Here is a 26,926-nt window from a genome sequence, read left to right on the forward strand (position 1 = left end):
AGCTCGGGTCCGGCCGTGCGGGGTTCGCCTCCGTGTTGCGCACCCCGCGGCTGGTTCTGCGCTACCTCAGCCGCCGCGCCCGGGTTGCGGCCGGCCTGCCGAAATCCGCCTACAGGCGGAGGCCGGTCCCCCTGGGGGTGCCTATGCTGAGCGTGACAGCCCGTCACGCATACCCGGAGGCACCGTTGCCGAACACTCTCGAAGCCAGCATCGACATCGCCGCACCGCCGGAGAAGGTCTGGTCGGTACTCGCCGATCTGCGCCGCATGTCCGAGCTCAGTCCGACAACCCTGAAGATGGTCGCGCTCGGTGGCGTTCGCGACGGCGCCTTCACCGTCAACGTCAACAAGGTGGGCTGGAAGGTCTACCCGACCACCTCGCGGATCGTGCGCTTCGAGCCGAACAAGGCACTGGCGTTCCGGATGAACGAGAACCGCACGGTCTGGGCCTACGAGCTCGAGCCGACCGCCACCGGCACCCGCGTCGTCGAGACGCGCACCGTCGACGCCAAGGGCCTGCCGGGCTGGCTGCGGGGAACGATCAAGGTCGCCATGGGCGGCGAGGAGAAGTTCGAGGCCGACCTGGTCTCGGGAATGCACGAGACGCTGAGCAAGGTGAAGGTCGCCGCCGAGCGCTGACCCGATCTACGCCTGAGCCCGCCGGAACTTTCCGGCGGGCTCTTTTTCGTCACGGCAGGTTGTCGCGGATCTCGTCGAGTACCTGCGCGCTGCGCGTGAGCAGTTCCTGCACCGCCGCCAGTTCCGCCGCGGTGAATCGATCGGCCAGTGTGCGCTCCACCGCGATCGCGCGGGTGTCGGCATCGGCCATCACCGACCGTCCCGCCTCGGTCAGGCGGGTCTCCAGCACGTTCTTGTGCCACTCGTGCGGGGTCCGGTCCACCAGGCCGCGCTCCTGGAGGTTGGTCAGGACGGTGTTCATCGTCGGCGGGGTGACGCCGGCCAGCCGGGCCAGGGCGGCGGCCGAGATGCCGGGATTCTCCGCGAGGTACAACAGCGCGCTGTACTGCGCGACGGTCAGCCCGGCCGGTTTCAGCGCGGCGGTCTTGGTCGCGATCAGGGCTTGCTCGGCGCGCTTGATATACGAGCCGAGCCTCTCGGCGGCGGGCATGGACGTCATGGGTGCATGATATCCGCCCATCATTTCATAACTCCCTTGACGATCATAACGACTCTAATTTACATTACTGCCTATTACTTGATGTCTAGCATTACATCACTGAGAGGCTTCATCATGTTGCGAACCATCGCCGTCGCCACCGCGTGCGTGGCCCTGACCGCGTGCGGGACCTCGCCTGCCACACCCACGCTGAGCACGGCCTACGAACTGCCGGGCAACGCCGTATATCCCGAGGGCATCGGCTTGGACGCGCGCAACGGTGACACCTATGTCGGGTCGTTCGCGGACGGGACCGTCTACCGGGCGACGGCCGACGCCGCGCGCGCGGAGGTGTTCCTGCCCGCGGGCGCCGATGGCAGGAAGACGGCGAACGGCGTGAAGGTCGATCGGAGCGGTCGGCTGTGGGTGATCGATTCCGGTGTGGGCGTGAGTGTGTACGACACCGGGTCACGCGCCCTGCTCGCGACGTTCGGAGTACCCGGTGACGCACCACGTTTCGTCAACGATCTGGATTTCGGGGCGGATGGGTCCGCCTACCTGACCGACAGCGTGCGCAATGTCGTCTACCGAGCGGTCGTCGGCTCCGGCCGTGACGAATTGACCGTGGCCTACGACCTGACCACCACACTCGGACCGCGTGAGCCGAAGGTGTTCGAGCTCAACGGAATTGCCGCCGACCCGGCCGGGACGTATCTGATCGTCGTTGCCATGTCAGCGGCCGAGCTGTACCGCATCGACCTCACCGGCGGCCCGGAATCCATCCGCAAGGTAGCGCTGACCGGTGGCGACGCGCGCCACGGCGACGGCTTGGACCTGCGCGGGGACACCCTGTGGATAGTTCACAACCTCGACAACACCATCAGCCGCTGGACCCTCGCCGACAACGGCGCCACCGCTACCCGCACCGGCGAATTCCACGACCCCGCGCTGAATGTTCCCACCACGATGGTGCATTCGGGCGAGAAGGCGCTGATCGTCTCCTCACAGTTCGACAAGGGCGGACCGCTGGGGGCACAGGGCACACCGGGGACGTTCGTCGTCTCCGCCGTCAGTGGGATCTGATGAATTCGCCCAGCACGGAGACGAACTCGTCCGGTTGCTCGACCTGGGGCGAATGGCCCGCGTGCTCGACGAGGTGGGTGTCGGCGCCCGCCGCGGCGAAGCGGGCGAGGGTCTCGGTGCTGTCGTAGAGGTTGTCGTGACGACCGTGGACGGCGAGGACGGGCTGGTCGAGGGCTTGCGCGCGAATGTCGAGCGGGGCGGCCGCGAAGTCGGCGGCACGGCCGCCCACCGCGTAGGCGAGGCCGCCGGGAAGGGCGGTGCGGAAGTCGCGGACCAGCGCTTCGGCCAGACCGGGCGCCGAGTCGTAGCGGAATCGGGGCGCGAAGACCGAACGGTTCGCCAGGCGGATCACCGGTCCGGGTGTCCACCGTTGCGCCAAGCGCACCGACCACGGACGGACCACCCATCTCGCGGCGGTCGGGATGCTCGCGGCCCGGTAGTCCGGGGCCTGGCCGACGACCACCACACGAGCCACCCGGTGCGACGCGGCGGCGAGTTCCAGCGCGATCTCGGCGCCGAACGAGTGACCCACCACCGTCACGTCGGTGAGGTCGAGGTCGTTCATGAGTGCGATGAGCGGAGCCGTGCGGGCCGCGGCGCTGAAGTCGCCGTCGGCGCCCACATCGTGCATGTCCACGCGGATCACCCGGAAGGTCGCGACCATCCGCTCGGCGACCGCGGCGAACCAGTCGACCGAGCCGGGGATGCCGTGCAGGAACACGATCGCCGGTGCCGTGGGTTCGCCTTCGTCCACAACCAACACGTCAACCACCCTAGTCGCCGCACGGCCGAATAGGCTCTGGGCATGTCTACCGCCCTGCTGTACGGCCTCGGTACCGCGGTCCCGCTGCTGATCGGGGTGGCGGTGGGGCTGCGGTGGTCACTGCCGAAAGCCGTGCTCGCCGCGATGATGGCGTTCGGTGCGGGCACGATGATCGCGGCGATATCGGAGGAGCTCTTCGCGCCAGCCTTCCACCGCGACGGTGCGCTGCTCGCCGGCACCGCGCTGTTCGCCGGTGCGGGGGTGTACGTGGTCGCCAACCATCTCATCGAGAACAAACTCGGGCCCGCCGCGATCGGCTGGGCGTTGCTGCTCGGGACGGTGCTCGACGGCGTGCCGGAGAACCTCGCATTGGGTGTATCCCTCAGTGGCGGAGGAGGATTGGTGTTGGTGGTCGCGATCGCGGCGGGCAATGTGCCCGAAGCGGTCAGCGGGGCGGTACTCATGCGCGAGCAGCACGGGTTCGAGGCGGGCCGGACCTTCGCGCTCTGGGCGGTGACGGCCTCGGTGCTCGTCGCGGTGACCGTGCTGGGAAACGCTTACGCCGACTCGGTTTCGACGACCGCGATCAGCGCGGTCCAAGCGTTCGCGGGCGGCGCCACGATCGCGGTGCTGGCCGACTCGCTCGTCCCCGAGGCCTATCGCGAAGGCGGCTGGTGGGTCGGAATGGCAACCGCGGCAGGATTCTTCGTCGCTTTCGCCATCGGCTGAGCCATTGCGCCCGGTCGCGGCCAGAATTTCATCTCCGTACCGGTGGCAATATTCCGCCGGTTCGCATACGCTTCGCCGCGGATGAAAACGCCTCATGGAGGGACGAGTGATCACTCCGAACAGGCCGGAGGACGTAGCCGATGCTCGGCACGCGGTGCCGTTGACCCAACTGATACACCTGATGGCGGAGTATCAGCATCTCGGCGCGCACCGTGACACCTTTCTCGCCACCCCCGCCGACGACACCTTCGTGCGCGGCTGCGGCATCGTCGCGGGCTGTATCGCCACCATCGGCATCATCGTCGCGGCCGTCGGCGGCTGGCAGGGCGGCGTGGCACTGCTCGTGATCGCTGGCGCGCCCGTCCTGCTCGCACTGCGCCGCGGGGTGATCAACCGGCAGAACCGCGCCGCCCGTATCGACCTGTTCGACCAGGGCGTCACCGTCTACCGCTCGGGTCAGCGCGTGGCCGGATTCCGGTGGGACAGCACCGAAGTGCGTCAGCACGCGATCCCCTTCCACGACACCACCCCCGTCACCTACCTGCTGGAACTGTCGGGCCCCGGCGGTGTCGAAGCGACCATCGACGAAGAGGGTTTCGCCCGCGCCCGCGAATGGGCCCGCGCCATCCAATCCGCCGTCACCGCAACCCAGCTCCCCGCCGCGGTGGCCGCCATCGACAACGGCGAAACCGTCCCTTTCGGCGACCTCTCGCTCTCGCTCGACGCCCTCACCTTCCGCGGCGACGCCCTGTCCTGGGAAGACATCCAGCTCATCGACGCCCGCAGCGGCCACATCCGCATCAAACTCTCCGGCGTCTGGATGTCCCTCGCCCCCGTCAGCACCATCCCCAACTTCTACATCTTCAACGAACTGGCCGAACGCCTCCGCCTCACACCGGTCGGCTGACTTCGCCAATCCGGGCGACGCCGCCGTAGTCGCTCCCCTTCTTGTTCTCTGCACGCCGAAGGCCGGTCCACCGTGGTGGACCGGCCTTCGTGACTTGCGTTGGAACCAGCTGATCAGGAGATCAGAAGTCCATGCCGCCCATGCCGCCGGTGGGGTCGCCACCTGCGGGGGCGGACTTCTCCGGCTTGTCGGCGACTACTGCCTCGGTGGTGAGGAAGAGCGCGGCGATGGAGGCCGCGTTCTGCAGGGCCGAGCGGGTGACCTTGACCGGGTCGGCAACGCCGGCGGCCAGCAGGTTCTCGTAGACACCGGTGTCGGCGTTCAGGCCTTCGCCCTCGGGGAGGTTGGAGACCTTCTCGGCCACGACGCCGGGCTCGAGGCCCGCGTTGAAGGCGATCTGCTTGAGCGGAGCCGACAGCGCGACGCGCACGATGTTGACACCGGTCGCCTCGTCAGCGGTCAGGCCGCTGAAGCCGTCGAGCGCGGGGGCGGCCTGCAGCAGCGCGACGCCACCACCTGCAACGATGCCCTCTTCGACGGCGGCCTTGGCGTTGCGCACGGCATCTTCGATGCGGTGCTTGCGCTCCTTGAGCTCGACCTCGGTAGCGGCACCGGCCTTGATCACCGCGACGCCGCCGGCCAGCTTGGCCAGACGTTCCTGCAGCTTCTCACGGTCGTAGTCCGAATCCGAGGACTCGATCTCGGCGCGGATCTGCGCCACGCGGCCCTTGATGGCCTCCGCGTCGCCGGCACCCTCGACGATGGTGGTCTCGTCCTTGGTGATGACGACCTTGCGTGCGGTGCCGAGCAGCTCGATGCCAGCGGTCTCCAGGGAGAGGCCGACCTCTTCGCTGATGACCTCGCCACCGGTGAGGATGGCGATATCGGCCAGCTGGGCCTTGCGGCGGTCACCGAAGCCCGGCGCCTTGACGGCAACGGACTTGAAGGTGCCACGGATCTTGTTCACGACCAGGGTCGACAGGGCTTCGCCCTCGACGTCCTCGGCGATGATCAGCAGCGGCTTGCCGGCCTGGATGACCTTCTCCAGCAGCGGCAGCAGGTCCTTGACCGTCGAGATCTTGGACGAGACGAGCAGGATGTACGGATCCTCGAGGACCGCTTCCTGACGCTCGGGGTCGGTCACGAAGTAACCGGAGATGTAGCCCTTGTCGAAGCGCATGCCCTCGGTGAGCTCCAGCTGGAGCCCGAAGGTGTTGCTCTCCTCGACGGTGATGACACCTTCCTTGCCGACCTTGTCCATCGCCTCGGCGATGAGCTGGCCGATGGCCGGGTCGCCGGCGGAGATACCAGCGGTAGCAGCGATCTGCTCCTTGGTGTCGATCTCCTTGGCGGTGTCGAGCAGCTTGGCGGTGACGGCCTCAACGGCCTTCTCGATGCCACGCTTCAGGCCGAGCGGGTTCGCGCCGGCCGCGACGTTGCGCAGACCTTCACGCACGAGCGCCTGGGCGAGCACGGTGGCGGTGGTCGTACCGTCGCCCGCGACGTCGTCCGTCTTCTTGGCGACTTCCTTGACCAGCTCGGCGCCGATCTTCTCGTACGGGTCCTCGAGGTCGATCTCCTTGGCGATGGACACACCATCGTTGGTGATCGTGGGGGCGCCCCACTTCTTCTCGAGTACGACGTTGCGACCCTTCGGGCCCAGCGTCACCTTGACAGCGTCGGCGAGGGCGTTCAGACCCCGCTCGAGACCGCGACGGGCCTCTTCGTCGTACGCAATTGTCTTGGCCATTGCGTTGAGATCCTCCACATGTCTATGGCTGACACACGAGACGACCACAGGTTGGATCGCCCCAAAGTACGCTGGCCAGGAGGTGCCCGCGACGGACGACCGAGGGTGTCGATGGAACCCGATCTCACCGTCCCGACCTGGCACTCAACAGTGACGAGTGCCAAGCCATTTTTAGCACTCAGGTGGTGAGAGTGCAAGGTCGCGCCCAGCGCGGACGACACACCGGGCGCGCCCGCGTTCTCAGGTCTCGTCCTGCACCGAAGCCAGGAACTGATTCAGCAGCTCGACAAGCTCGGCCTCTACGACGGCCTTGTCAAGGCCCAGACCGCTGAGTACGCCCGCACCGTTCTCCTGTTCCAGCAGAGCCAGCAGGATGTGCTCGGTGCCGACGTAGTTGTGACCGAGCCGCAGCGCCTCGCGAAAGGTGAGCTCGAGGACCTTCTTCGTGTCGCCGTCGAACGGGATGAGCGCGGGCACGTCACCGTGGGCGGCGGGCAGCGAGGCGGTCGCGGCATCGCGCACGGCGTCCAGTGAGACACCCCTGGCGACGATCTCCTTGGCGGCCAGACCTTCCGACTGGCCGATCAGGCCGAGGATCAGATGCCCGAGCGCGATCTGGCCGCTCCCCGAGGCGCGGGCCGCTTCCTGCGAGCCGACGACCACCTGCCGGGCCCGGTCGGTGAACTTGGCGAAGCCTGCCTGCGGGTCCATGGCGGCTGTGTCGCTCGGCCCCTTGGGCACGAATCGTTTCTGCACAGCCTGCTTGCTGACGCCCATGCTGGCGCCGATGTCGGTCCAGGAGGCGCCGGAACGGCGGGCCTGGTCGACGAAGTGGCCGATCAGGTGGTCGGCGGTCTCGCCGAGGTGATTGGCGGCGACCACCGCGTCGGAGAGTTGGTCGAGGACGTTGTCGGGGCGGGCCTTCTTGATGCCGTCGATGAGGTCGTCGAGGCGAAAGTTCGGAGTGCTCATGCGTCAACCATAGGTTGACGATGCCGTGCCGTCAACGATTGGTTGACGGCAAATTCCTGGCAGAGTGTCGCCATGGGGAGAATTCGGCGCTGGGCGCCGCGCGTGGTGGGGATCATCGTGACGGCGGCGTGCCTGATCGGGGCCGGGCGACTGCTGGGGCCACAGCCGGGGCTGGACGAGCAACCCGGATCGACCGCACGCCAGTTGGCCTTCGTACGTGATGCGCTCGACGGCGGCTCGGATACCGCTGCACAGCAACTGTTTCCGGAGGGATATGTCTTCTCGAACGTGCTCTACGGTCTCGCCTGGGTACAGGCCGCGCACACCGATCCGGGACTGCGCGAGGACGCGCTACGCGAAGCACGCTGGGCGCTGGCCAGAACGCAATCCGACGAGGGCCGTGCGGTTTTCAGCCCCGGGTTGCAGCCCGCGTACGGAGTGTTCTGGGCCGGGTGGACCAACTGGTTGCGAGGCGCGATCCTGTCGCTCGATCAGTCCGATACTGCTGCGGTGCAGCAGTTCTCCACACACAGCGCCGAGATCGCACAGGCGTTCGCCGCGGCCGGCACACCGTTTCTCCAGGCTTATCGAGGTCAGGCGTGGCCGGTCGATTCGACCGTCGCGGTGGCTTCACTTCGCCTGCACGACACGCTGTTCGGGGCGCAATACACCGGGGTGATCGATCGCTGGCTCGAGCAGGCCGAGACCCGCCTCGACCCCGCCACCGGGCTACTGCCGCATCAGGTTTCACCGACCGACGGGTCGATGCTGACCGGCGCGCGGGCAACCTCACAGACAGTGATACATCGGTTCCTGCCGGAGATCGACCCGACCTTCGCGCGAAGCCAGTACGCGCGCTATCGCGACCGATTCGTCGCGCACCCCGGCGGTTTCGGTCCCGCCGTTCGCGAATACCCGAAGGGCGTCGACGGCAGCGGTGATGTCGACTCGGGACCGCTGGTAGCCGGGATCAGCCTGTCGGCCACCGTCGTCGCCGTCGGAGCGGCCAGGATGAACGGTGACGGCGCGCTGGCCGCCGCGATCGGATCGGAAGGCGAGCTGATCGGGTTGCCGGTCGATCTGCCCTGGTCCAAACGCTATGCGTTCGGGCTGCTGCCGATCGGGGACGCGTTCGTGGTGTGGTCGTCGACAGCGCGACCGCTCACGGCCGCAGCGGCGATGGCCGAATACGACCTGCGCTGGTGGTGGCGGCTGCCATGGCTGGCCCTGCTCGGCCTGATCGCTCTCGCGCCATGGGCATGGACGTCGGCCCGCCTCCTGCGAGGGCGGGCCGAGCGCCATGCGATCGGACTTACCGCAACCCCACGGTGAAGGCGGTTCCGCGCACGATCAGTTCCTTCATCACCACACCGATGCGACCGGTGAACACCGTGTTCGTGGGGGTGTCGTCGGCCTTGACCAGTTGCAGCACCGCGTCACGACGGCCGAGGCTGATGCACTGCGCCACGTAACGGCCCTCCATCGGCTCCGGTTCGCGACCACGCGCCCGCGCCGTGATCGCCCCGACCACGTACTGCCCGGCGGGAATCGCTGTCGCGCAGGCCATCCGCAGTGGGCGCCCGTCCACCCCCGTCATCAGCGCGGCGTCGCCGACGGCGTAGATGTCGGGGTGCGACACCGAGCGCAGCGTGTTGTCGGTGCGGATGCGACCGTCGGCCGCGACCTCGAGACCCGCGCGCCGAGCGAGATCGGGAACGGTGAACCCGGTGGTCCACACGGTGGTGGCGGCGGGCACCAGGGTGCCGTCGGCGAGCCGGACGGCATCGGGCAGCACCTCGACAACCTTGACGCCGGAACGGATTTCGACGCCGAGACGGGTGAGCGCGGCGCGGATCGCCTCGTGCGCGCGCGGCGAGAGCCACGCACCCGGATCCTCGGTACCGAGCAGGCTGATCCGCGAATCCGGCTGCGACTCAGCGAGTTCGGTGGCCAGTTCGATGCCGGTCGGGCCCGAGCCGACGATGACGATCTGACCCGACAGTTCCGTCAGGTCCTCGGCGGTGGCGACGAACTTCGCGTGCTCGGCCGCTCCGGGCACGGCGTCGCGGTCGGCCTGGCTACCGAGCGCGTAGACGAGGGTGTCGTAGTGCAACGTCCACTCGCCGTCCAGGGCGACGATCTTGCGATCCGGGTCCAGGTCGGTGACCCGCGCCTGAAGGAATTCGATGCCCTTGCGTCCCAGCGACTTCCGCAGGTCGAGCCGCTTGACCGGCTGACCGGCGGCGGCCTGGTGCAGACGCACCCGCTGCACGAATTCGGCGCGGCCGTCCACGACGGTGATCTGGGTGTCGCGAGTCTTCTTCGCGAGGGCGCGGGCCGCGGTGAGTCCCGCGTACCCGGCGCCGAGGACGACGATCCGATGCTGACCGGTCATGGTGTGGCTCCTTCTCTCGAAATGCCTACACACACCAGACCGATCAGCCCCCGAGTTCCTGACAGGTTCTCGAAGTGATCTGGATCACATGGTTACGGCGCCCAGTTTGACCGGGTTCACGACCGTGCGGACCGCCGCGATCGAGCCCGCTTCGTCGAAGTCGAATACGAGTACACCGGCCGGAATCTCGTCCTGGATCAGGATCAGGCCCACGTCGCCGTTGATCTCGGTGAATTCGAACCGCGACGTGGGGCTGAGGAAACGCCGCAGGTTGGACAGGTAGCGCGCGACCACATCGCCACCGACCACCGGGATCTTGGCCGCGACCACCCGGCCGCCGCCATCGGCGACCGACACGACGTCGTCGGCGAGCAGCTCGCGCAGACCGTCCACATCGCCGGTAGAGGCCGCTTGCAAGAACTTCTCGATCATCGTGCGCGCGTGCTCGGCCGACACCACGAAACGCTGCTTGCCGGTGCGCACCCGCTGACCGGCCCGATGGAATATCTGCTGGGTGTTGGCCACGGTGAGATCGAGCATCTCCGCGATTTCGGCATGGGAGTAGCCGAACGCCTCGCGCAGCACGAACACGGCGCGTTCGATCGGGCTGAGCCGTTCCATCGCGGTGAGCACCGCCAGCGAGACCGATTCGCGTTCCTCGACGGTCCCCAGCGGACCGAGCGCGCCGCCGCCGGTCGGTACCGGCTCCGGCAGCCACTGCCCGACATAGGTCTCGCGCCGGGCCCGAGCCGAAACGAGCTGGGTGCGACACAGATTCACGGTGACGGTCGTCAACCACGCTTCGATATTGGCGATCTCGGCGCGGTCGGCCAGCGCCCACCGCAGATAGACCTCCTGCACAACGTCCTCGGCCTCACTCGCCGCACCGAACATGCGATATGCCAGCGAGAACAGCCGCGGCCGATGCTCCATGAACTCGGTGATATCGGCGGCCGGCGCCGCGGAGTCCTCGGGCGGAAGAGGTGGTGTTGATGGCTCCATGTCGAAACGTCCAGTCGCGAGGGTCGTATGCCTGGTCAGTCGTCGTTGCGCGGGCGACGCAGGCGCAGGCGCGCCGATCCACGGATCGCCGGTCGGCGGATCGCGGGCATCCGTCGCTGCGCCCGCCGTTGTGCCCGCCGCTCAGCCGGCTTGTGCTGCCAGGTCTCTGGACGGGCGGCCACCCAGCGGGCCGACCGCCAGGCGAACGGAATGTGCGCGAGGTAGAGCGCGACCAAGATCAGCAGCAGCACGATCGGGTACGTGACCAGCAGCGCGGCGGCCAGCGCGGTGAGCACCAGCAGCCCGGCCGCGGCCTGCGGAGCGACCGACACAGACTTCATCGCCAGGGTGGGGATGGTGCTCACGCACAGCAGCGCGGCGAAGACCGTCCAGGCGGCGACGAAGGCGAACCCGTCCCACCAGCCGTCGCCGAACTGCACCTTCAGCGCGATCGGCACCAGCGCGATCAGCGCTCCGGCGGGCGCGGGGACACCGACGAAGTACTCACGCGCCCAGTTGGGCCGGGAATCGTCGTCGAGCAGGGTGTTGAAGCGGGCAAGGCGCAAGACCAGGCTCACCGCGAACAGCAGCGCGACGATCCAGCCCGCGCTGTTGCCGTCGAGCAGGGTCACGTAGATGACCAGCGCGGGCGCGACGCCGAACGAGATCGCGTCCGAGAGCGAATCGAGTTCGGCGCCCATCTTGCTGGTGGCGTCGAGCATGCGCGCGAGCCGCCCGTCGAGCGTGTCGAGCACGGCGGCGGCACCGACCATCGCCAGCGCGATCCCGAGTTCACCGTCGAGCCCGAACTTCACTGCCGACAGGCCGGCGCACAGCGCGAGAATGGTGACGACGCTCGGCAGCAATCGCACCGAGCGGGGCCGTTTGCGCGGTGCTGTGCGAGCCTGTTCGATCATCCCAGCACAGCCAGGACTGTTTCGGCCCCGATCGTGCGCTGCCCGGGGGCCACCAGCAGTTCGGTGCCGACCGGGAAGTACGTGTCGACGCGAGACCCGAACCGGATCAGGCCGTAGGTGTCACCGATGGTGAGCAGGTCACCGACGCGGGCATCGCAGACGATGCGCCGAGCCAGCAGTCCGGCGATCTGCACCACGACGACCTGCTTACCGTCGGCGGTGTCGATGACCATGCTGTTGCGTTCGTTGGCGTCGGAGGCCTCCGGCAGATCGGCCGAGAGGAACTTGCCCGGCTGATGCAGCACCTCGCGCACGGTGCCGGACACCGGAACGCGCTGCACGTGCACATCGAGCACCGACAGGAAGATGCTCACGCGCGGCAACGGCTGATCGCCGAGTCCGAGCTCGACGGGCGGCACCGCGGTGTCGACCAGCGCCACTTCACCGTCGGCGGGCGCGACCACGATGCCCGGCCGGTTCGGCGGCACGCGATGCGGGTGCCGGAAGAAGGCGGCGCAGGCGGCGGCCGAGGCCAGACCGGCACGGCGCACCCATTTGTTACGTCCGCCGATCACCGCCACCGCCAACGGCACCGCCACGAACGGCAGTCCGGCGGGATGTAGTGGGGGTACAGCGGCCCGCACCAAGTCGACGACATGTCCGACGCCGGTGGTATCGGGCGTGCCGGGCGGGGTGGGGCGGCGTGCCACGGGCTCCCTCTTTCGTGTGATGACTACAAGCGATCACACCTTACGGGAAGCCCGGGGCAAGCACCTGTGGTCAGTGGACCGATTTACGCCCGGTGAACAGCTTCACCAGGTACAACAACACGCAGGCGCCCACCAGACAGGTGATGAAGCTGAAGATCCAGCCCGCGCCTTCGACATCGACGCCGAACAGACTCAGCACGAAGCCGCCGAGCAGCCCGCCGATGATCCCGACGACGATATTGAGCAGGATGCCCTGCTGTGCGTCGGTCTTCATGAACTTGCTCGCGATCCAACCGGCCAGACCGCCGATGATGATCCAACTGATGATGCCGAGTCCGAGCATGCTGTCCTCGATCCCTCGAAGGGTCGGCGAGCAATCGCCTTGTCACCAAGATACCCCCGGCTGCGCTGTGACAATCGACACTCTGATCATGAGGCGCTAATATGAGGAAGCCTCATGTCTGAGCGTTCACATGGTGTCCACGTACGGGTCACGGGCGATGAGGGACAGATTTCGATGCTTCGGGTACACCCAGCGGTGCTGCCGCAGGTTGACAGGTACATAGGAGACGCACAATGGCTCGAATCGCCCAGACGACGGGTACTGAGCACACCGCGATCCTCGGATTGGGCGTCTACCGCCCGGCTCGGGTGGTCACCAACGACGAGGTAGCGGGGCCGATCGACTCCAGCGACGAGTGGATCCGCACCCGGTCGGGAATCAACACCAGACGCTTCGCCTCGGATGAGGAAACCATCCAGTCCATGAGCGTCGCCGCCGCGCGCGACGCGATCGCCGCCGCCGGGGTGCAGGTCGACCAGATCGACTGCGTCATCGTGGCGACGTCGACGCATCTGGTGCTCACCCCGGCAATCGGCCCGCGCATCGCCACCGAGCTCGGCATGACCGGCTCGGCCGCCTTCGACATCTCGGCGGGCTGCGCCGGGTTCTGTCACGCGCTGGGCATGGCATCCGACTTCGTCCGCACGGGGACCTCGAAACACGTGCTGGTGATCGGCGTCGAAAAACTCAGCGTGACCATCGACTTCACCGACCGCGCGACGGCCTTCCTGTTCGCCGACGGCGCGGGCGCGGTCATCGTCGGCCCGTCCGCCGAACAGGGCATCGGCCCGACCGTGTGGGGTTCGGACGGCACTCAGCACCATGCCATCGGCCAGACCAAGGACTGGGTGGAGTTCTTCGACGAGATCGAGGAGAAGGGTACCGACGCGGTGCGCCCCTACCTCACGATGGAGGGCACCGCGGTGTTCCGCTGGGCCGCGCACTCGCTGGAGAAGGTGTGCCGCGACGCGATCGATCGCGCGGGCCTGACCACCGGCGACCTCGACGCGATGATCCCGCACCAGGCCAACGGCCGGATCATCGAGATCATGGCCAGGGTGCTCGAGCTACCGGAGCACTGCGCGCTCGCCAACGACATCGAGGATTCCGGCAACACCTCGGCAGCATCGGTCCCCCTCGCGATGGAGGCGCTGTTGCGCAAGGGCGAATCGAAGCCGGGCGACACCGCGCTGCTGATCGCCTTCGGCGCCGGGCTGTCCTATGCGGCACAGGTTGTCACCATGCCCGCCTGGAAATAGCTGATCAGCAAATCCCACAAAACCGGGGTGGCCTGCGCCGAAGCAGGCCACCGACCGGTTGGCTCGCCGTGTCCACCTTGTCCCGCTTGCACCAACTCGGACATGCTGGCAAACTTTTCGCTACCGACGTTTGCTGATCGACGAAGCTCAGCCTCCAGCGTTCCCGTCGTCAACCCGAGGTGATCGGCCGTGAAACTGCGCTCACTCCTGCCACGCAGGCATATCAACGAGGTCCCGCTCCTGCCGAGCATCGGACCGGACGACGCCTTCGCGCTCCCCAGCGCGTTCGTGCCCCGCGGCACCCGTCTCAAACGCGAGGAACGCCTCGAACGCCTCCTCACTCCTACCGAACTCGACCTGGTCCTCCACCACCAGCTCTGACCGCTACCTCGCAGCAGGGGGATACTCGATCGGGTGAGCACTCCCTCGGTAACCAAACCGGCCATTCTGAGCGTTGACGACGATCCCGGCGTATCGCGCGCCGTGGTGCGGGACCTGCGCCGCCGCTACGGCGCCGATTACCGGATTCTGCGGGCCGAATCGGGACCGCAGGCACTCGAGGCGCTGCGGGAGATGAAACTGCGCGGGCAGCCCGTGGCGGTGCTGATCGCCGATTACCGGATGCCCGGCATGGACGGGATCGAATTCCTCGAGCAGGCGATGGACCTGCACCCGTACGCACGCCGGGTGCTGCTCACCGCCTACGCCGACACCGATGCCGCGATCGACGCGATCAATGTCATCGATCTCGACCACTATCTGCTCAAGCCGTGGGACCCGCCGGAGGAGAAGCTGTACCCGGTGATCGACGGGTTGCTCGAGGTGTGGCGCAGCGCCGAGCAGCGGCCCGTGTACGAGACCAAGGTCGTCGGCGATCGATGGTCGCCGCGGTCTTCGCAGGTGCGAGAGTTCTTGGCGCGCAACCAGTTGCCGTATCGGTGGTACCCGGTCGACGAGCCGGAGGGCACCCGGTTGCTGGAGGCGGCAGGCGCCGATCCGGCGGCCTGTCCGGTGGTGATCACGGCCGCGGGCACCGCGCTGATCCAGCCGACCGACAGCGAGCTCGCCGAAAACGTCGGGCTCACCGTCGAACCCAGCGGGGACTTCTACGATCTGATCGTGGTCGGCGGCGGACCCGCCGGACTCGGCGCGGCGGTCTACGGTGCGTCGGAAGGCTTGCGCACGGTGCTGGTCGAGCGCACGGCCACCGGCGGACAGGCGGGGCAGAGCTCGCGGATCGAGAACTATCTCGGATTTCCCGACGGGGTCTCGGGGTCACAGCTGGCGGATCGGGCGCGGCGGCAGGCGGCGAAATTCGGCGCGGAGGTCATCACCACTCGCGATGTGGTCGCGCTCGAGATCAACGGGTCGGCGCGCACCGTGCGATTCGCCGATGGCGGAAAGCTGTGCGCGCATACGGTTCTGATCGCTACGGGCGTGGACTATCGACGTCATCCGGCACCGGGTGTGGACGAATTCACCGGGCGCGGTGTGTATTACGGTTCGGCGATGACCGAGGCGGCCGAGTGCGCCGAGCAGGAGGTCTACATCGTCGGCGGGGCCAATTCCGCCGGACAGGCGGCGGTGTTCCTGTCCCGCAACGCCCGTCGCGTGCACCTGGTCGTCCGCGGCGACTCGCTGGACAAGTCGATGTCGCACTATCTCGTCCGGCAGATCGCGGCCGTCCCCAACATCGTCGTACACACCGAGACCGAGGTGGTCGGCGTCGACGGCGACACACACCTGGAACGCATCGTTCTGCGCGACAACAGCACCGGCACCGAAGACAAGGTCGACGCGCAACGGCTGTTCCTGTTCATCGGCGCCGCGCCGCAGACCGGCTGGCTCGACGGCGTCGTCACCCGTGACGCCGCCGGATACGTGCTGGCCGGGCCCGACCTGATGGTCGACGGCGCGCGACCACCCGGCTGGGAACTGCCGCGCCCACCGCAACACCTCGAGACCAGCGTCCCCGGCGTGTTCGTGGCGGGCGATGTGCACGCCGAATCCGCCAAGCGGGTCGCCTCGGCGGTCGGCGAGGGCGCGATGGCGGTCATGCTCGTCCACCGGTACCTGGCATGAGAGGTCAGCGGCCGGAGGCAGTAGCGGAGCGTAACCACGCAGGCCGCCCGATCATGCCCATCGAGACAGCATGAGTGAGGACCTGATGATCTGTGATCCCGAGGAACTGCGCACTCTGTTCCTGTTCGAGAAGCTCGACGACTCCCAGCTCGCCGAACTGTGCGCCATCGGGCGCATCGAGTACGTCGAACCGGGCCCGGTGTTCCGCGAGGGCGAACCCGCCACCTGCTTCTACGTGCTGATCGACGGCGAGGTCCGGCTGACCAAACTGTCCGGCGGTATGGAGATCGAGATCAACCGCACCGACCATCGCGGGGTGTACGCCGGCGCCTGGATGGCCTACCTGGGCGACCGGACGAACCAGGACTACAACGGCTCGATGTATGTGCTGCGCCGCTCCCGGTTCCTGGTCATGGACGCGGCCGACTTCTCCAGGATCATGCACGAGTGGTTCCCGATGGCCGTGCACCTGCTCGAGGGCGCGTTCTTCGGCGGGCAGAAGTCGAGCCAGCGGATCGCCGAACGCGAACGGCTGCTCGCCCTGGGATCGCTGTCGGCCGGGCTCACCCACGAGCTCAACAATCCCGCCGCCGCCGCGGTGCGCGCCACCTCCGGCCTGCGCGAACGCGTCGCCGGGATGCGGCACAAGCTGAAGATGATGGCCGAGGGCAAGTTCCCGGCCGACGCGCTGGTCAAGCTCGTCGAGATGCAGGAGCAGGCCGCCGACCAGGTCGCCAAGGCACCCGATCTCAGCCCCCTGGAAGCGGCCGATCGCGAGGACGCGCTGGCCGAATGGTTCGAGGAGCGCGGCATCGCCGACGGCTGGAATCTGGCGCCGACCTTCGTGCAGGCGGGCCTGGACACCGACTGGCTGGAGGGTGTGCACGCGACCCTGGAAGCCTGCCAGGCGCCGGTGTTCGAGGGCGCCGTGCGCTGGCTGAACTACACCATCGAGACCGAGTTGCTGATGAACGAGATCTTCGACTCGACCACCCGCATCTCCACTCTCGTCGGGGCGGCCAAACAGTACTCGCAGATGGATCGCGCGCCCTATCAGGTCGTCGACCTGCACGAACTGCTCGATTCCACCCTGGTGATGCTCAACCGCAAACTCGGTGACGGCATCCGCGTGGTGAAGGACTACGACCGCACGCTGCCGCCGATCCCCTGCTTCGCCGCCGAACTCAACCAGGTGTGGACCAACCTGATCGACAACGCGGTCTACGCGATGGGCGGCGAGGGCACCCTGACGATCCGCACCTTCAAGGAGAACGACTGCGCCGCCATCGAGATCGGGGACACCGGGCCTGGCATTCCCCCCGAGGCGCGGGGCCGGATCTTCGAGCCCTTCTTCACCACCAAACCGGTCGGCGACGGTACCGGTCTCGGCCTCGACATCTCGTTCCGGATCGTGGCGAACAAGCACAACGGTGACATCCGGGTGGAATCGGAACCCGGCAACACGCGCTTCATCGTCCGCCTGCCGCTGCACCCGGCGGCGGAGGATGTCAGCACACCTACTACAGGAGGTCAGGATGGCTGAAGCGGGGATCGATCCGAGCGTGCCGCCCAGTGGCGCCGGTTGCGTCGAATGCGACGCGAGCGGCGGCTGGTGGGTACATCTGCGCCGCTGTGCCGAATGCGGGCACGTCGGCTGCTGCGACAGCTCTCCCAGCAAGCACGCGACGAAGCATTTCGAGGCCACCGCGCACCCGTTCATGCAGAGCTACGAGCCGGGCGAGGACTGGTTCTACAACTTCGCCAGCGGCGAGATGTACAGCGATGGTCCCGAGCTCGCCGCGCCGACCAGTCATCCCACTGATCAATCCGTCCCCGGCCCGGCCGCGCGGGTGCCCGCGAACTGGCAATCGCTGCTGGGCTGAGCCAGGACTAGGGCTTCATCCCGGCGGCGTCGGCTACCGGCTTGTCGGCATTGGCCGGAACGAGGCAGACCAGCTTCACGGTGCTGAGCGCCACGTTGGGGCTGCCCTCGAACGGCCCGCCGGGGTGTGCCGCGAGGACCTGATCGATCGCCTTCTTCTCGCCGTCGGAATCGAGCGAGGTGAACTGCGCGCAGGTGATGTCGGCGCCCGCCGCGGCCGGCGTCGGCGCCGCGCTCGACGTGGGCGCCTTGGTGGTGGTGGCGGGCGCGCTGGAGCTCGGCGTGCCCTTGCGCAGCCCGCTCGCATCAGCGGAGTCGTCGGACCCGCACCCGACCAAGGTCAGGGTCAGAGCCCCGGCGGCCAGAACGGCGAGGGAGATTCGGTTCATCTGCTGCTTTCCCCGGTAGATCGCGGCGCCGGCACCTCCGGCGCGTCCGGTGCAGCGTACCGACTGGCGGCGATAGTTCGTCATGTCCGCCAGAATGGCCCGCTGACCTTGCGGTCGGCCTATCGATTCCTGATCGCGCCGCGAAGGGCAGAATGGGGCGGTGGCTGAACTTTCGCTCACCGCCCGGCTCAATCCCTCCGCAGCCGACGCTCGTCGCGGGGTGGTGCGCCTGCACCCCGAGACGCTCACCGCGCTCGGCCTGCGCGAATGGGACGGCATCGCGCTGATCGGCGCGCGCAGGACCGCGGCGGTGGTGGCGAAGGCGCCCGCGGACAGTCCGCCGGGGGTGGCGCTGCTCGATGACGTGACGCTGTCGAATGTGGGATTGCGGGAGAACGCGGCGGTGACTGTCGCCCCGGTGACGGTCTTCGGCGCCAGGCAGATCTCGCTGAGCGGCTCGGCGCACGCTGTGGCCAGCATCCCGGCGGCCACCCTGCGGCAGGCGCTGCTCGGCAAGGTGGTGACCGTCGGTGACACGGTATCGCTGCTGCCGCGCGATCTCGGACCCGATATCAGTTCCGCGGCGGCCACCCAGGCGCTCTCGCGTGCCTTCGGGATCGCCTGGACCACCGAACTGCTCACCGTGACGGCGATCGAGCCCATGCCGGGACCGGTGAGCGTGCAACCGAATTCGGCCGTCGGCTGGGGCGCGGGTGCGGCAGCGATCCAGCACACGGTGGAACGTGACGGCGATGTACGGCCTTCGAGCAAGGCGGGCCGGCAATGGTTTTCGGAGCCGGATCAGCCGGGATCCGCCGCGGTGAAGGTGAGTTCGGGCAGCACGCCGGTCCAGATCGAGGATCTGGCGGGCGTGCAGAGCCAGGCGGCCAAGCTGGCCGAATGGCTGAGCCTGGCGCTCGATGAGCCGGAGTTGCTGAAGACGCTCGGCGCACCGGCGCATCTCGGTGTCCTCATCACCGGGCCCGCCGGGGTCGGCAAGGCCACCTTCGCCAAAGCTGTTGTCGCACCGCGTCGTATCGTCGAGCTCGATGGGCCGAGCGTCGGCGCGACCGAGAGCGGCACCCGGCTGCGTGAGGTCGCCGAGGCGGTGGCCGATGTCGCCACCGGGCAGGGCGGCGTGCTGCTGATCACCGATATCGACGCGCTGCTGCCCGCCGAGGCCGAGCCCGTCGCCACCCTGGTTCTCGACCAGCTGCGGGCCGCGGTGCGCGCACCGTGCGTCGCCCTGCTGGCCACCACCGCCCATCCGACACAGGTGGATTCGCGGCTGCGCGCTCCGGATCTGTGCGATCGCGAACTGGCATTGCCGCTGCCCACCGCGGCGATCCGGCGGGCGCTGCTGGAACAGCTGCTGCGCAAGGTGCCAGCGGGAAAATTGGACCTCGATGTGATCGCCTCGCGCACACCGGGTTTCGTGGTGGCCGACCTGACCGCGCTGTGCCGGGAAGCGGCCGTGCGCGCGGCGGGCCGGGCCAGCCGCGAGCACACCGAACCCGAACTCGCCCAAGACGATCTGATCGGCGCGCTCGACGTGATCCGGCCGCTGTCCCGTTCCGGCACAGAGGAATTGGCGATCGGCTCGCTCGACCTCGACGACGTCGGCGACATGATCGAAACCAAACAGGCACTCACCGAAACAGTGCTGTGGCCGCTGCGCCACCCCGACTCCTTCGCCCGCCTCGGCATCGAACCGCCGCGCGGGGTCCTGCTCTACGGGCCACCCGGCTGCGGCAAGACCTTCCTGGTGCGGGCGCTGGCCGGGACCGGCCAGCTCAGCGTGCACGCGGTGAAAGGCGCTGAGCTGATGGACAAGTGGGTCGGCTCCTCCGAACGCGCGGTGCGCGAGTTGTTCCAGCGGGCCCGCGACTCCGCACCCTCGCTGATCTTCCTCGACGAGGTCGACGCGCTCGCCCCCCGACGCGGCCAGAGCAGCGACTCCGGGGTGTCGGACCGGGTGGTCGCCGCGCTGCTCACCGAACTCGACGGCGTCGAACCCCTGCGTGATGTGGTGGTGGTCGGCGCGACCAACCGCCCCGAACTGATCGATCCCGCGCTGCTGCGGCCGGGCCGGCTCGACCGGCTCGTCTTCGTCCCGCCACCGGACGGCCCGGCCCGGCTCGAGATCCTGCGCACGGCGGGCCGCTCGGTACCGCTGGCCCGGGATGTCGACCTGGCCGCGCTGGCAGAGGATCTCGACGGCTACTCGGCCGCCGACTGCGCCGCCCTGCTGCGCGAGGCCGCGCTCTCGGCCCTGCGCCGCGATATGGCCGCCGCCGACGTCACGGCCGAGGACGTGGCCACCGCCCGCGCGAGCGTGCGGCCATCCCTGGACCCCGAGCAGGTCGAATCGCTGCGTCGCTATGCCGAGAGCAGGGCTTGAGGCCGAAATCGCCACCCTGATCCGGCCGCGACATCCCCGGTGGAGGTGTGTGTCGCCGGTAACGTCGGCACGGTGCCCAAGATCGGTGATGGTCTGGACGTGGTCACGGCGTTCGCCGGCGCCGCGGCCGCGGGGATGTCGCTGTTCCTGCCGTTCAGCTTCGGCGACGATTCGTCGATCGATTCGCCGTACCGCGTCACCAGTCTGATCAACAGCGTTCCCCGCGCGGCCGCACTCGGTCTCATCGTCGCTGTCGTCGTCGCCGTGCTGGCCAGGCCGATCACCCGGCCGGGGCTGATCTGGCTCACCGCGACGGGCGGGGCGGCGGCGCTGGCGATCAACTACTTCATCGGCGAGGCGATGACCTCCGCCGACGTACTCACCACCCAGAACTACATCGACTCGCTGTGCGGCGGTGTGCTGTTCGGGGCGCTGTGTATCTGCGCGTGGCGGATGCGCTGGTCCGCGGTCGGTTTCGGGCTCGGGGTCCTGGTCGTGTTCGTCTACGGCGAAGTCGTGGCGGTGTTCACCTCGAACGCCGCGGCGACGGCGGACAAGGCCGTGCACACCCCGTTCTGGCTGGTCGGCTCCGCGGTCGTGCTGCTGGCGGTGAACACCGCGCGCCATCGGCACGGCATCATGCTGCCCGCGGTGCCGCGGATGGCGGCGGATCTGCCGATCGCCCCGATCATCGCCACCACGGTGCTGTCGCTGTCGCTGCTGATCGCCACCGAGTGGCTGGGCCGCGAGTTCGACGCCCGCCGCGGGACCTCCTGGCAGGTCGCGCTCGCCGTGATCGTCACGATCGTGGCGGCGTTCGTGGCCGCCGCGCTGCTGCCCGGCCGCGACGGTACCGGTGTGCTGATCGCCGTGAGCGTCGCCGCCGCGGCCGATTCACTCAGTGACGCACCCAGCCTCGGCTGGCATCTCGTCCTCGTCCTGGTGGTCGGTGCGGTCGCCATCCTGGCGGGCCTGCGGTGGGCGACACCGTGGGGCGTGCTGCTCGGCGCCGCCGTGATCTGCGGTTTCGCCATTGTGGCCGAACGTCTTCCGTGGGCGTTCGTGTGGACGGCCGGGGTGGTGCTGCTGACCTGTGTCACCGGTTTCGCTATCGGCTCGATCCGGGTCAGCTACCTGCCGAGCGCGATGCTGGGGCTCGGCGCGCTGTACCTGCCGTCGATCCTGTGGTCGATTCCCACCGGGCAGCGGCACTGGCCGACGGGCAGCACCGCCGTCGCCGATCGAGTGCCGGGGCAGGTGGCGTTGGCCATCACCGTCGGCGCCGCGGCCGGACTCGCGGTGCTCTATCAGATCCGGCCACCCGCGCAGCCACGGGCGGCGCAACCATAGCCGGACCGCTCGCGACATGGCCGACGCGACAACCTCGGTGCCGCCGAACATCCCGTCCGCGCCCGTAGGATCGGGACGCGCTACTCGACCGCTACCTACCCGACGGAGGGGGAGTTGCTAGCCGTACTGCTCGTTCACGCACTGGCCGCCCTCCTGGCCCCGCTGTGTGTACGAGTGCTCGGCCGCAACGCTTTCTACCTGCTCGCGCTGGTACCGCTGGGCAGCCTGGGCTGGGTGATCGCGCACTGGGGAACCACCGTGCGCACCGAGGTGCAATGGGCGCCGCAGATCTCGATGGACATCGATCTGCGTTTCGATGCCCTGTCCGCGGTGATGTGCACGCTGGTGCTCGGCGTCGGCGCGCTGATCCTGGCGTACTGCGGGCGGTACTTCGAGCGTGACGAGGCCAGGCTCGGGGTATTCGCGGCCGAGCTCACCGGGTTCGCCGGCGCCATGTTCGGGCTCGTCACCAGCGATAACATGCTGCTGCTGTACGTGTTCTGGGAAATCACGACGGTGCTGTCGTTCCTGCTCGTCGGCCACTACGCCGAACGCGCGGTCAGTCGAAGGGCGGCGATCCAGGCGCTGTTGGTGACCGGCGCGGGCGGGCTGGCGATGCTGGTCGGCATCGTGGTCCTCGGGTTGCGCTACGACAGTTTCCTGCTCTCGGACCTGCTCGCGGCGAGCTCGGTCCCGGACGGGAGCGCGGTGTCGGTCGCGATCGGCTTGGTGCTGATCGGGGCGATCAGTAAATCGGCGATCGTGCCGCTGCACTTCTGGTTGCCCGGCGCGATGGCGGCGCCGACACCGGTGAGCGCGTATCTGCACGCCGCCGCGATGGTGAAAGCCGGTATCTACCTGGTGGCCCGGCTGGCGCCCGCACTCGCGCAGACCCCGCCATGGCATCTGATGCTGCTGCCGCTCGGCATCGCCACCATGCTGCTGGCCGGGTGGCGGGCGATCCAGGTACACGATCTCAAGCTGGTGCTGGCGTTCGGCACCGTCAGCCAGCTGGGTCTGATGATCACGATGATGGGCATCGGCACGCCCGACGCGGCGCTGGCCGGGCTCGCTCTCCTGGTGGCGCACGGGCTGTTCAAGGCGTGCCTGTTCATGGTGGTCGGCATCATCGATCACGGCGCGGGGACCAGGGATCTGCGCAGACTGTCCGGGCTAGGCCGGCGTGCGCCGGTGCTGTGCGCGATCGCGGTACTCGCCACGCTCAGTATGGCCGGGCTGCCGCCGCTGCTCGGTTTCGTCGGCAAGGAGTCGGCGCTCGGCGCGCTGTGGTCGGCCGAGATACTGAGTCCGCCGGTGCGGTTCGCGCTGCTGGCCGGGGTCACCGTCGGGTCGGCGTTCACCGTGGCCTACAGCATCCGATTCGTCTGGGGCGCTTTCGGAGTCACCGCGAATCCCGAGCGCGCGGTCACCTGGCACGCACCCGGCCCGCTGCTGCTCGGTCCGCCCACGGTGCTCGCGGTGGCCGGGCTGGCCGGGGGTCTCGACACCCAGGCGGTCGATCGATGGTTGAGCCCCTACGCCGAGTCGCTGCCGGGCGTGCTCGACACCCATCTCGCCCTCTGGCACGGCTTCACCGGACCGCTCGCGCTGACGGTGGTCATCGTCGCGGCCGGCATCGCCCTGTTCCTGATCCGCGGCCGGATCGGCGAACCCGCGCACCCGCGTCTCGGCAACGCCGATCGCAACTACGACGCGGCCCTGCGCGCGATGGACCGACTGTCGTTGCGCATCACCGGAACTGTGCAGTCGGGTTCGCTGCCCGCCAGCCAGGCCACCATCCTCGGCACGCTCATCGTGTTGCCGACGGTGATGCTCGCGATCGGCACGCGGACCGGAGTGCAACTGCGACTGTGGGATTCACCGTTGCAGGCGGCGATCGGCGCGATCATGATCGCGATGGCGCTGGCCGCCACCGTCTTGCGCAACAGGTTGGCCAGCGTGCTCGTGGTCGGGGTGACGGGCTACGGCTGCGGCGTGATCTTCGCGCTGCACGGCGCCCCCGATCTCGCACTGACCCAATTCCTGGTCGAGACACTGACTTTGGTCGTCTTCGTGCTCGTGCTGCGCGCGTTCCCGGCGGAGATCGCCGAAAGCCAGGGCACGGCGTTCAAGTTCCGCCGGGCACTGCTGGCCATCGGCGTCGGCATCACCGTCCCCGTACTCGCCGCGTTCGCCATCGCCGCCAGGCGAGGCAACCCGATCTGGCATGCCATCCCCGATGCGGCCTATCGGATCGGCGGGGGCAAGAACGCGGTCAACGTCCTGCTGGTCGACATCCGCGCCTGGGACACCCTCGGTGAGATCTCGGTGCTCGTGGTCGCCGCGACCGGCGTCGCGTCGCTGGTCTTCCGCAGCCGCCGCTTCGGCAGCGCACCCCGCGCCGCCGATTCCCCGAACTACGACCCCGACGCGGTGAGCTGGCTGCCCGCCGCCCGCCTCCTCGATCGCCGCGATCGCTCGATGGTCCTGCAGATCACCACCCGCCTGGTCTTCCCCACCATCATGGTGCTGTCGGTGTACTTCTTCTTCTCCGGCCACAACGCGCCCGGCGGCGGCTTCGCGGGTGGCCTGGTCGCCGGATTGGCCCTGACCCTGCGCTACCTGGCGGGTGGCCGATACGAACTGGGCGAAGCGCTCCCGGTCGACGCCGGGCACCTGCTCGGCGCCGGCCTCACCCTCGCGGCGGGCACCGCCACCGCGTCGCTGCTGCTCGGCGCACCGCCCCTGTCCTCGGCGATCATCGAGGTGACGCTGCCGCTGCTCGGCCACCTCAAACTGGTCACCGCCATGTTCTTCGACCTCGGCGTCTACCTGGTTATCGTCGGGCTGGTGCTGGACGTCCTGCGCAGCCTCGGCGCCCGCCTGGACAAGGAAATCCCATGAGTGCCGACCTCGTTCTCCTGATCACCATCGGCGTGCTCACCGCGTGCGGTGTCTACCTGCTGCTCGAGCGGGTGGTGTCGAAGATGCTGCTGGGAATGATCCTGCTCGGCAACGCGGTGAACCTGCTGATCCTCACGATGGGCGGCCAGGACGGGAAGCCACCGATTCTCGGCAGCGCCGACACCTCCCCCGACGGCATGGCCGATCCCCTCGCGCAGGCGATGGTGCTCACCGCGATCGTGATCACCATGGGCCTGGCGGCTTTCGTGCTCGCGCTGGCCTATCGCTCCTACATGCTGACCACCACCGAAGACGTGACCAACGACCCCGAGGACGCCCAGGTCGCCGCCCGCCGCGAACGGGAGGATCCCGAACAGTGACCCTGTCCCCGGAACTGCTGCCCGCCATCGCCGCACTGCCCGTGCTGGTTCCGCTGCTCGCCGCCGCGGCGACCCTGGTGTTCGGCCGCCGCCCACGGCTCCAGGCGATGATCACGCTCACGGCGCTGGCGGTGGTGCTGCTGATCAGCGCCCTGCTGCTGTATCTCGCCGACCGCGACGGCACCACCGCGGTGCAGGTGGGCGGCTGGCCGACCCCGATCGGGATCACGCTGGTGGTCGATCGGCTCAGCGCCGCCATGCTGCTGGTCTCGGCCTTCGTCCTGCTCGTGGTGTCGATCTACGGTGCGGGACAGAACATCTCCGACGGTGGCGAACACCAGCCGACCTCGATCTACCGGCCCACCTATCTGATCCTGACCGCGGGCGTGTCGACCGCGTTCCTGGCCGGTGACCTGTTCAACCTGTTCGTCGGCTTCGAGGTCCTGCTCGTCGCCTCGTTCGTGCTGCTCACCGTGGGCGCCACCGAGGAACGGATCCGCACCGGCATCGCCTATGTGATGGTGTCGATGGTGTCGTCGCTGATCTTCCTGATCGGCATCGGCCTCACCTACGCGGCGACGGGCACCCTGAATCTCGCGCAACTGGCCGTGCGCCTGGAAGCGACGCCCAGTGGCGTGCGCACCGCCTGCTACGCGGTACTGCTGGTCGCGTTCGGGATCAAGGCGGCGGTGTTCCCGCTGTCGAGCTGGCTGCCCGACTCCTACCCCACCGCGCCCGCGCCGGTCACCGCGGTGTTCGCGGGTCTGCTCACCAAAGTCGGTGTGTACGCGATCATCCGCACGCACACGCTCTGGTTCCCCGACGGCGCGTTCGACGACATCCTGCTGGTGTGCGGTCTGGCGACGATGATCGTCGGCGTCCTCGGCGCCATCGCGCAGACCGATATCCGGCGACTGCTCTCGTTCACACTGGTCAGCCATATCGGGTACATGGTGTTCGGTATCGGCCTCGCCACCACCGCGGGCCTCACCGGCGCGGTGTTCTACGTGGCCCACCACATCCTGGTGCAGACCGGGCTGTTCCTCGCCGTCGGACTGATCGAACGCCAGGCCGGTTCGGTGTCGTTGCGCCGGATCGGCGGACTGGCGACAGCCAGTCCACTGCTGGGCGTGCTGTTCCTTGTCCCGGCCCTGAATCTCGGTGGTATCCCGCCCTTCTCGGGATTCATCGGCAAGGTCGCACTCCTGGAAGCCGGTGCGGCCGAGGGCAGCGTCCTGGCGTGGGTGCTGGTCGCGGGTTCGGTGATCACGAGCCTGCTCACGCTGTACGCGGTGGCGCGGGTCTGGAGCAAGGCGTTCTGGCGACCACGCGAAGAGGCGCCGGAAGGTCATCTCACCGCGGCGAATCTGCCGACGCTGGTGGAGGACTCGACCGATGTGTACTACGAGGACCGCACCGATCCCGGCCGGATGCCGGTACTGATGGTGCTGGCCACCATCGGGCTCGTCTCCGCGGGACTCGCGCTCACGGTGTTCGCCGGACCGGTCCTCGGCATCGCCGAGCGCGCCGCCGACGACCTGAACGACCCGTCGGTCTACATCGACTCGGTCCTCGGCCCGGTGCTGCGATGA

At 68.4% G+C, this 26,926-nt stretch carries 25 protein-coding genes; 15 read left to right on the top strand and 10 right to left on the bottom strand.

Annotation, left to right across the window (positions count from 1 at the left end; all coding sequences use genetic code 11):
- The first annotated feature begins 185 nt into the window (after positions 1 to 185).
- Positions 186 to 638: an SRPBCC family protein gene (locus ACFULV_RS11720; RefSeq protein WP_378655707.1), complete on the top strand. Its 453-nt coding sequence runs from the start codon at positions 186 to 188 to the stop codon at positions 636 to 638.
- Between the two features lie 49 nt (positions 639 to 687).
- Here ACFULV_RS11720 and ACFULV_RS11725 read toward each other — a convergent pair whose 3' ends face one another.
- Positions 688 to 1,137: a MarR family winged helix-turn-helix transcriptional regulator gene (locus ACFULV_RS11725; protein WP_378655710.1), complete on the bottom strand. Its 450-nt coding sequence runs from the start codon at positions 1,135 to 1,137 to the stop codon at positions 688 to 690.
- A 114-nt stretch (positions 1,138 to 1,251) separates the two neighbouring features.
- On the opposite strand from ACFULV_RS11725, the gene ACFULV_RS11730 reads away from it, so the two are divergent.
- A complete protein-coding gene (locus ACFULV_RS11730; protein ID WP_378655713.1) occupies positions 1,252 to 2,199 on the top strand; it encodes an SMP-30/gluconolactonase/LRE family protein in 948 nt (315 codons plus the stop codon).
- Here ACFULV_RS11730 and ACFULV_RS11735 read toward each other — a convergent pair.
- Positions 2,186 to 2,962: an alpha/beta fold hydrolase gene (locus tag ACFULV_RS11735; protein ID WP_378655716.1), complete on the bottom strand. Its 777-nt coding sequence runs from the start codon at positions 2,960 to 2,962 to the stop codon at positions 2,186 to 2,188. The two genes, ACFULV_RS11730 and ACFULV_RS11735, sit on opposite strands and share 14 nt — an antisense overlap.
- Before the next feature lie 42 nt (positions 2,963 to 3,004).
- Between ACFULV_RS11735 and ACFULV_RS11740 the strand changes: the two genes are divergently transcribed.
- The gene (locus ACFULV_RS11740; protein ID WP_378633862.1) at positions 3,005 to 3,691 is read left to right on the top strand and encodes a ZIP family metal transporter; all 687 of its coding nucleotides are present in this window, start codon (positions 3,005 to 3,007) and stop codon (positions 3,689 to 3,691) included.
- 106 nt (positions 3,692 to 3,797) lie between these two features.
- Positions 3,798 to 4,598 (top strand): DUF6585 family protein, encoded by an 801-nt coding sequence (locus ACFULV_RS11745; RefSeq protein WP_378655719.1) that lies wholly within the window; start codon positions 3,798 to 3,800, stop codon positions 4,596 to 4,598.
- Positions 4,599 to 4,719: 121 nt separating this feature from the next.
- On the opposite strand, the gene groL is transcribed toward ACFULV_RS11745, so the two are convergent.
- Together groL and ACFULV_RS11755 are read right to left on the bottom strand one after the other, a co-directional pair.
- The gene (gene groL, locus ACFULV_RS11750; RefSeq protein WP_056816261.1) at positions 4,720 to 6,348 is read right to left on the bottom strand and encodes a chaperonin GroEL; all 1,629 of its coding nucleotides are present in this window, start codon (positions 6,346 to 6,348) and stop codon (positions 4,720 to 4,722) included.
- A gap of 240 nt (positions 6,349 to 6,588) precedes the next feature.
- Entirely contained in the window at positions 6,589 to 7,320 is a 732-nt protein-coding gene (locus ACFULV_RS11755; protein WP_378655721.1) for a Clp protease N-terminal domain-containing protein, read from the bottom strand.
- Between the two features lie 72 nt (positions 7,321 to 7,392).
- On the opposite strand from ACFULV_RS11755, the gene ACFULV_RS11760 reads away from it, so the two are divergent.
- Positions 7,393 to 8,652 (top strand): hypothetical protein, encoded by a 1,260-nt coding sequence (locus tag ACFULV_RS11760; RefSeq protein WP_378655724.1) that lies wholly within the window; start codon positions 7,393 to 7,395, stop codon positions 8,650 to 8,652.
- On the opposite strand, the gene ACFULV_RS11765 is transcribed toward ACFULV_RS11760, so the two are convergent.
- From ACFULV_RS11765 to ACFULV_RS11785, 5 genes are all read right to left on the bottom strand, one after another.
- Positions 8,633 to 9,715, bottom strand: coding sequence for an NAD(P)/FAD-dependent oxidoreductase (locus tag ACFULV_RS11765; RefSeq protein WP_378633846.1), 1,083 nt, complete (start codon positions 9,713 to 9,715; stop codon positions 8,633 to 8,635). The two genes, ACFULV_RS11760 and ACFULV_RS11765, sit on opposite strands and share 20 nt — an antisense overlap.
- Positions 9,716 to 9,799: 84 nt before the next feature.
- Positions 9,800 to 10,717, bottom strand: coding sequence for an RNA polymerase sigma-70 factor (locus ACFULV_RS11770; RefSeq protein ID WP_378655726.1), 918 nt, complete (start codon positions 10,715 to 10,717; stop codon positions 9,800 to 9,802).
- Positions 10,718 to 10,752: 35 nt separating this feature from the next.
- Positions 10,753 to 11,634, bottom strand: a complete 882-nt coding sequence (locus tag ACFULV_RS11775) for a CDP-alcohol phosphatidyltransferase family protein (RefSeq protein WP_378633841.1) — start codon at positions 11,632 to 11,634, stop codon at positions 10,753 to 10,755.
- Complete coding sequence (locus tag ACFULV_RS11780) at positions 11,631 to 12,344, bottom strand: phosphatidylserine decarboxylase (protein WP_378655729.1); 714 nt, start codon at positions 12,342 to 12,344, stop codon at positions 11,631 to 11,633. The genes ACFULV_RS11775 and ACFULV_RS11780 overlap by 4 nt, the downstream gene beginning before the upstream one ends.
- A gap of 70 nt (positions 12,345 to 12,414) precedes the next feature.
- The gene (locus tag ACFULV_RS11785) at positions 12,415 to 12,687 is read right to left on the bottom strand and encodes a GlsB/YeaQ/YmgE family stress response membrane protein (protein ID WP_101465422.1); all 273 of its coding nucleotides are present in this window, start codon (positions 12,685 to 12,687) and stop codon (positions 12,415 to 12,417) included.
- A gap of 233 nt (positions 12,688 to 12,920) precedes the next feature.
- Between ACFULV_RS11785 and ACFULV_RS11790 the strand changes: the two genes are divergently transcribed.
- The 5 genes from ACFULV_RS11790 (at position 12,921) to ACFULV_RS11810 (ending at position 17,911) form a co-directional block, all read left to right on the top strand.
- A complete protein-coding gene (locus tag ACFULV_RS11790; protein WP_378633836.1) occupies positions 12,921 to 13,946 on the top strand; it encodes a beta-ketoacyl-ACP synthase III in 1,026 nt (341 codons plus the stop codon).
- Positions 13,947 to 14,135: 189 nt separating this feature from the next.
- Positions 14,136 to 14,327, top strand: a complete 192-nt coding sequence (locus ACFULV_RS11795; protein WP_378633833.1) for a hypothetical protein — start codon at positions 14,136 to 14,138, stop codon at positions 14,325 to 14,327.
- 33 nt (positions 14,328 to 14,360) lie between these two features.
- Positions 14,361 to 16,028, top strand: a complete 1,668-nt coding sequence (locus ACFULV_RS11800) for an FAD-dependent oxidoreductase (protein WP_378655732.1) — start codon at positions 14,361 to 14,363, stop codon at positions 16,026 to 16,028.
- A 70-nt stretch (positions 16,029 to 16,098) separates the two neighbouring features.
- The gene (locus tag ACFULV_RS11805; RefSeq protein WP_378655735.1) at positions 16,099 to 17,571 is read left to right on the top strand and encodes an ATP-binding protein; all 1,473 of its coding nucleotides are present in this window, start codon (positions 16,099 to 16,101) and stop codon (positions 17,569 to 17,571) included.
- Positions 17,564 to 17,911 (top strand): UBP-type zinc finger domain-containing protein, encoded by a 348-nt coding sequence (locus ACFULV_RS11810; RefSeq protein WP_378633825.1) that lies wholly within the window; start codon positions 17,564 to 17,566, stop codon positions 17,909 to 17,911. Before ACFULV_RS11805 ends, ACFULV_RS11810 begins: the two co-directional genes overlap by 8 nt.
- 7 nt (positions 17,912 to 17,918) lie before the next feature.
- On the opposite strand, the gene ACFULV_RS11815 is transcribed toward ACFULV_RS11810, so the two are convergent.
- Positions 17,919 to 18,383 carry a hypothetical protein gene (locus ACFULV_RS11815; protein ID WP_378655738.1) on the bottom strand — a complete coding sequence of 155 codons (465 nt, stop codon included), beginning with the start codon at positions 18,381 to 18,383 and terminating at the stop codon, positions 17,919 to 17,921.
- Between the two features lie 76 nt (positions 18,384 to 18,459).
- On the opposite strand from ACFULV_RS11815, the gene ACFULV_RS11820 reads away from it, so the two are divergent.
- From ACFULV_RS11820 to ACFULV_RS11840, 5 genes are all read left to right on the top strand, one after another.
- The gene (locus ACFULV_RS11820; RefSeq protein WP_378655740.1) at positions 18,460 to 20,700 is read left to right on the top strand and encodes an AAA family ATPase; all 2,241 of its coding nucleotides are present in this window, start codon (positions 18,460 to 18,462) and stop codon (positions 20,698 to 20,700) included.
- A gap of 72 nt (positions 20,701 to 20,772) precedes the next feature.
- On the top strand, positions 20,773 to 22,050 hold the full coding sequence (locus ACFULV_RS11825; protein WP_378655743.1) for a hypothetical protein: 1,278 nt from the start codon (positions 20,773 to 20,775) through the stop codon (positions 22,048 to 22,050).
- A gap of 114 nt (positions 22,051 to 22,164) precedes the next feature.
- Positions 22,165 to 24,954 carry a Na+/H+ antiporter subunit A gene (locus ACFULV_RS11830; RefSeq protein WP_378655746.1) on the top strand — a complete coding sequence of 930 codons (2,790 nt, stop codon included), beginning with the start codon at positions 22,165 to 22,167 and terminating at the stop codon, positions 24,952 to 24,954.
- Entirely contained in the window at positions 24,951 to 25,334 is a 384-nt protein-coding gene (locus ACFULV_RS11835) for a Na(+)/H(+) antiporter subunit C (RefSeq protein ID WP_378633812.1), read from the top strand. The genes ACFULV_RS11830 and ACFULV_RS11835 overlap by 4 nt, the downstream gene beginning before the upstream one ends.
- On the top strand, positions 25,331 to 26,926 hold the full coding sequence (locus ACFULV_RS11840; RefSeq protein ID WP_378655748.1) for a Na+/H+ antiporter subunit D: 1,596 nt from the start codon (positions 25,331 to 25,333) through the stop codon (positions 26,924 to 26,926). The genes ACFULV_RS11835 and ACFULV_RS11840 overlap by 4 nt, the downstream gene beginning before the upstream one ends.

The organism is Nocardia sp. NPDC057272, assembly GCF_042668615.1.
Taxonomy (GTDB): Bacteria; Actinomycetota; Actinomycetes; order Mycobacteriales; family Mycobacteriaceae; genus Nocardia.

Excerpts from the sequence above, each read along its gene's own strand:
- ACFULV_RS11805 (WP_378655735.1), top strand. The coding sequence starts at position 16,099 with ATGAGTGAGGACCTGATGATCTGTGATCCCGAGGAACTGCGCACTCTG.
- ACFULV_RS11770 (WP_378655726.1), bottom strand. The coding sequence starts at position 10,717 with ATGGAGCCATCAACACCACCTCTTCCGCCCGAGGACTCCGCGGCGCCG.
- ACFULV_RS11790 (WP_378633836.1), top strand. The coding sequence starts at position 12,921 with ATGGCTCGAATCGCCCAGACGACGGGTACTGAGCACACCGCGATCCTC.
- ACFULV_RS11775 (WP_378633841.1), bottom strand. The coding sequence starts at position 11,634 with ATGATCGAACAGGCTCGCACAGCACCGCGCAAACGGCCCCGCTCGGTG.
- groL (WP_056816261.1), bottom strand. The coding sequence starts at position 6,348 with ATGGCCAAGACAATTGCGTACGACGAAGAGGCCCGTCGCGGTCTCGAG.
- ACFULV_RS11815 (WP_378655738.1), bottom strand. The coding sequence starts at position 18,383 with ATGACGAACTATCGCCGCCAGTCGGTACGCTGCACCGGACGCGCCGGA.
- ACFULV_RS11740 (WP_378633862.1), top strand. The coding sequence starts at position 3,005 with ATGTCTACCGCCCTGCTGTACGGCCTCGGTACCGCGGTCCCGCTGCTG.
- ACFULV_RS11755 (WP_378655721.1), bottom strand. The coding sequence starts at position 7,320 with ATGAGCACTCCGAACTTTCGCCTCGACGACCTCATCGACGGCATCAAG.
- ACFULV_RS11730 (WP_378655713.1), top strand. The coding sequence starts at position 1,252 with ATGTTGCGAACCATCGCCGTCGCCACCGCGTGCGTGGCCCTGACCGCG.
- ACFULV_RS11765 (WP_378633846.1), bottom strand. The coding sequence starts at position 9,715 with ATGACCGGTCAGCATCGGATCGTCGTCCTCGGCGCCGGGTACGCGGGA.
- ACFULV_RS11810 (WP_378633825.1), top strand. The coding sequence starts at position 17,564 with ATGGCTGAAGCGGGGATCGATCCGAGCGTGCCGCCCAGTGGCGCCGGT.
- ACFULV_RS11725 (WP_378655710.1), bottom strand. The coding sequence starts at position 1,137 with ATGACGTCCATGCCCGCCGCCGAGAGGCTCGGCTCGTATATCAAGCGC.
- ACFULV_RS11760 (WP_378655724.1), top strand. The coding sequence starts at position 7,393 with ATGGGGAGAATTCGGCGCTGGGCGCCGCGCGTGGTGGGGATCATCGTG.
- ACFULV_RS11785 (WP_101465422.1), bottom strand. The coding sequence starts at position 12,687 with ATGCTCGGACTCGGCATCATCAGTTGGATCATCATCGGCGGTCTGGCC.
- ACFULV_RS11835 (WP_378633812.1), top strand. The coding sequence starts at position 24,951 with ATGAGTGCCGACCTCGTTCTCCTGATCACCATCGGCGTGCTCACCGCG.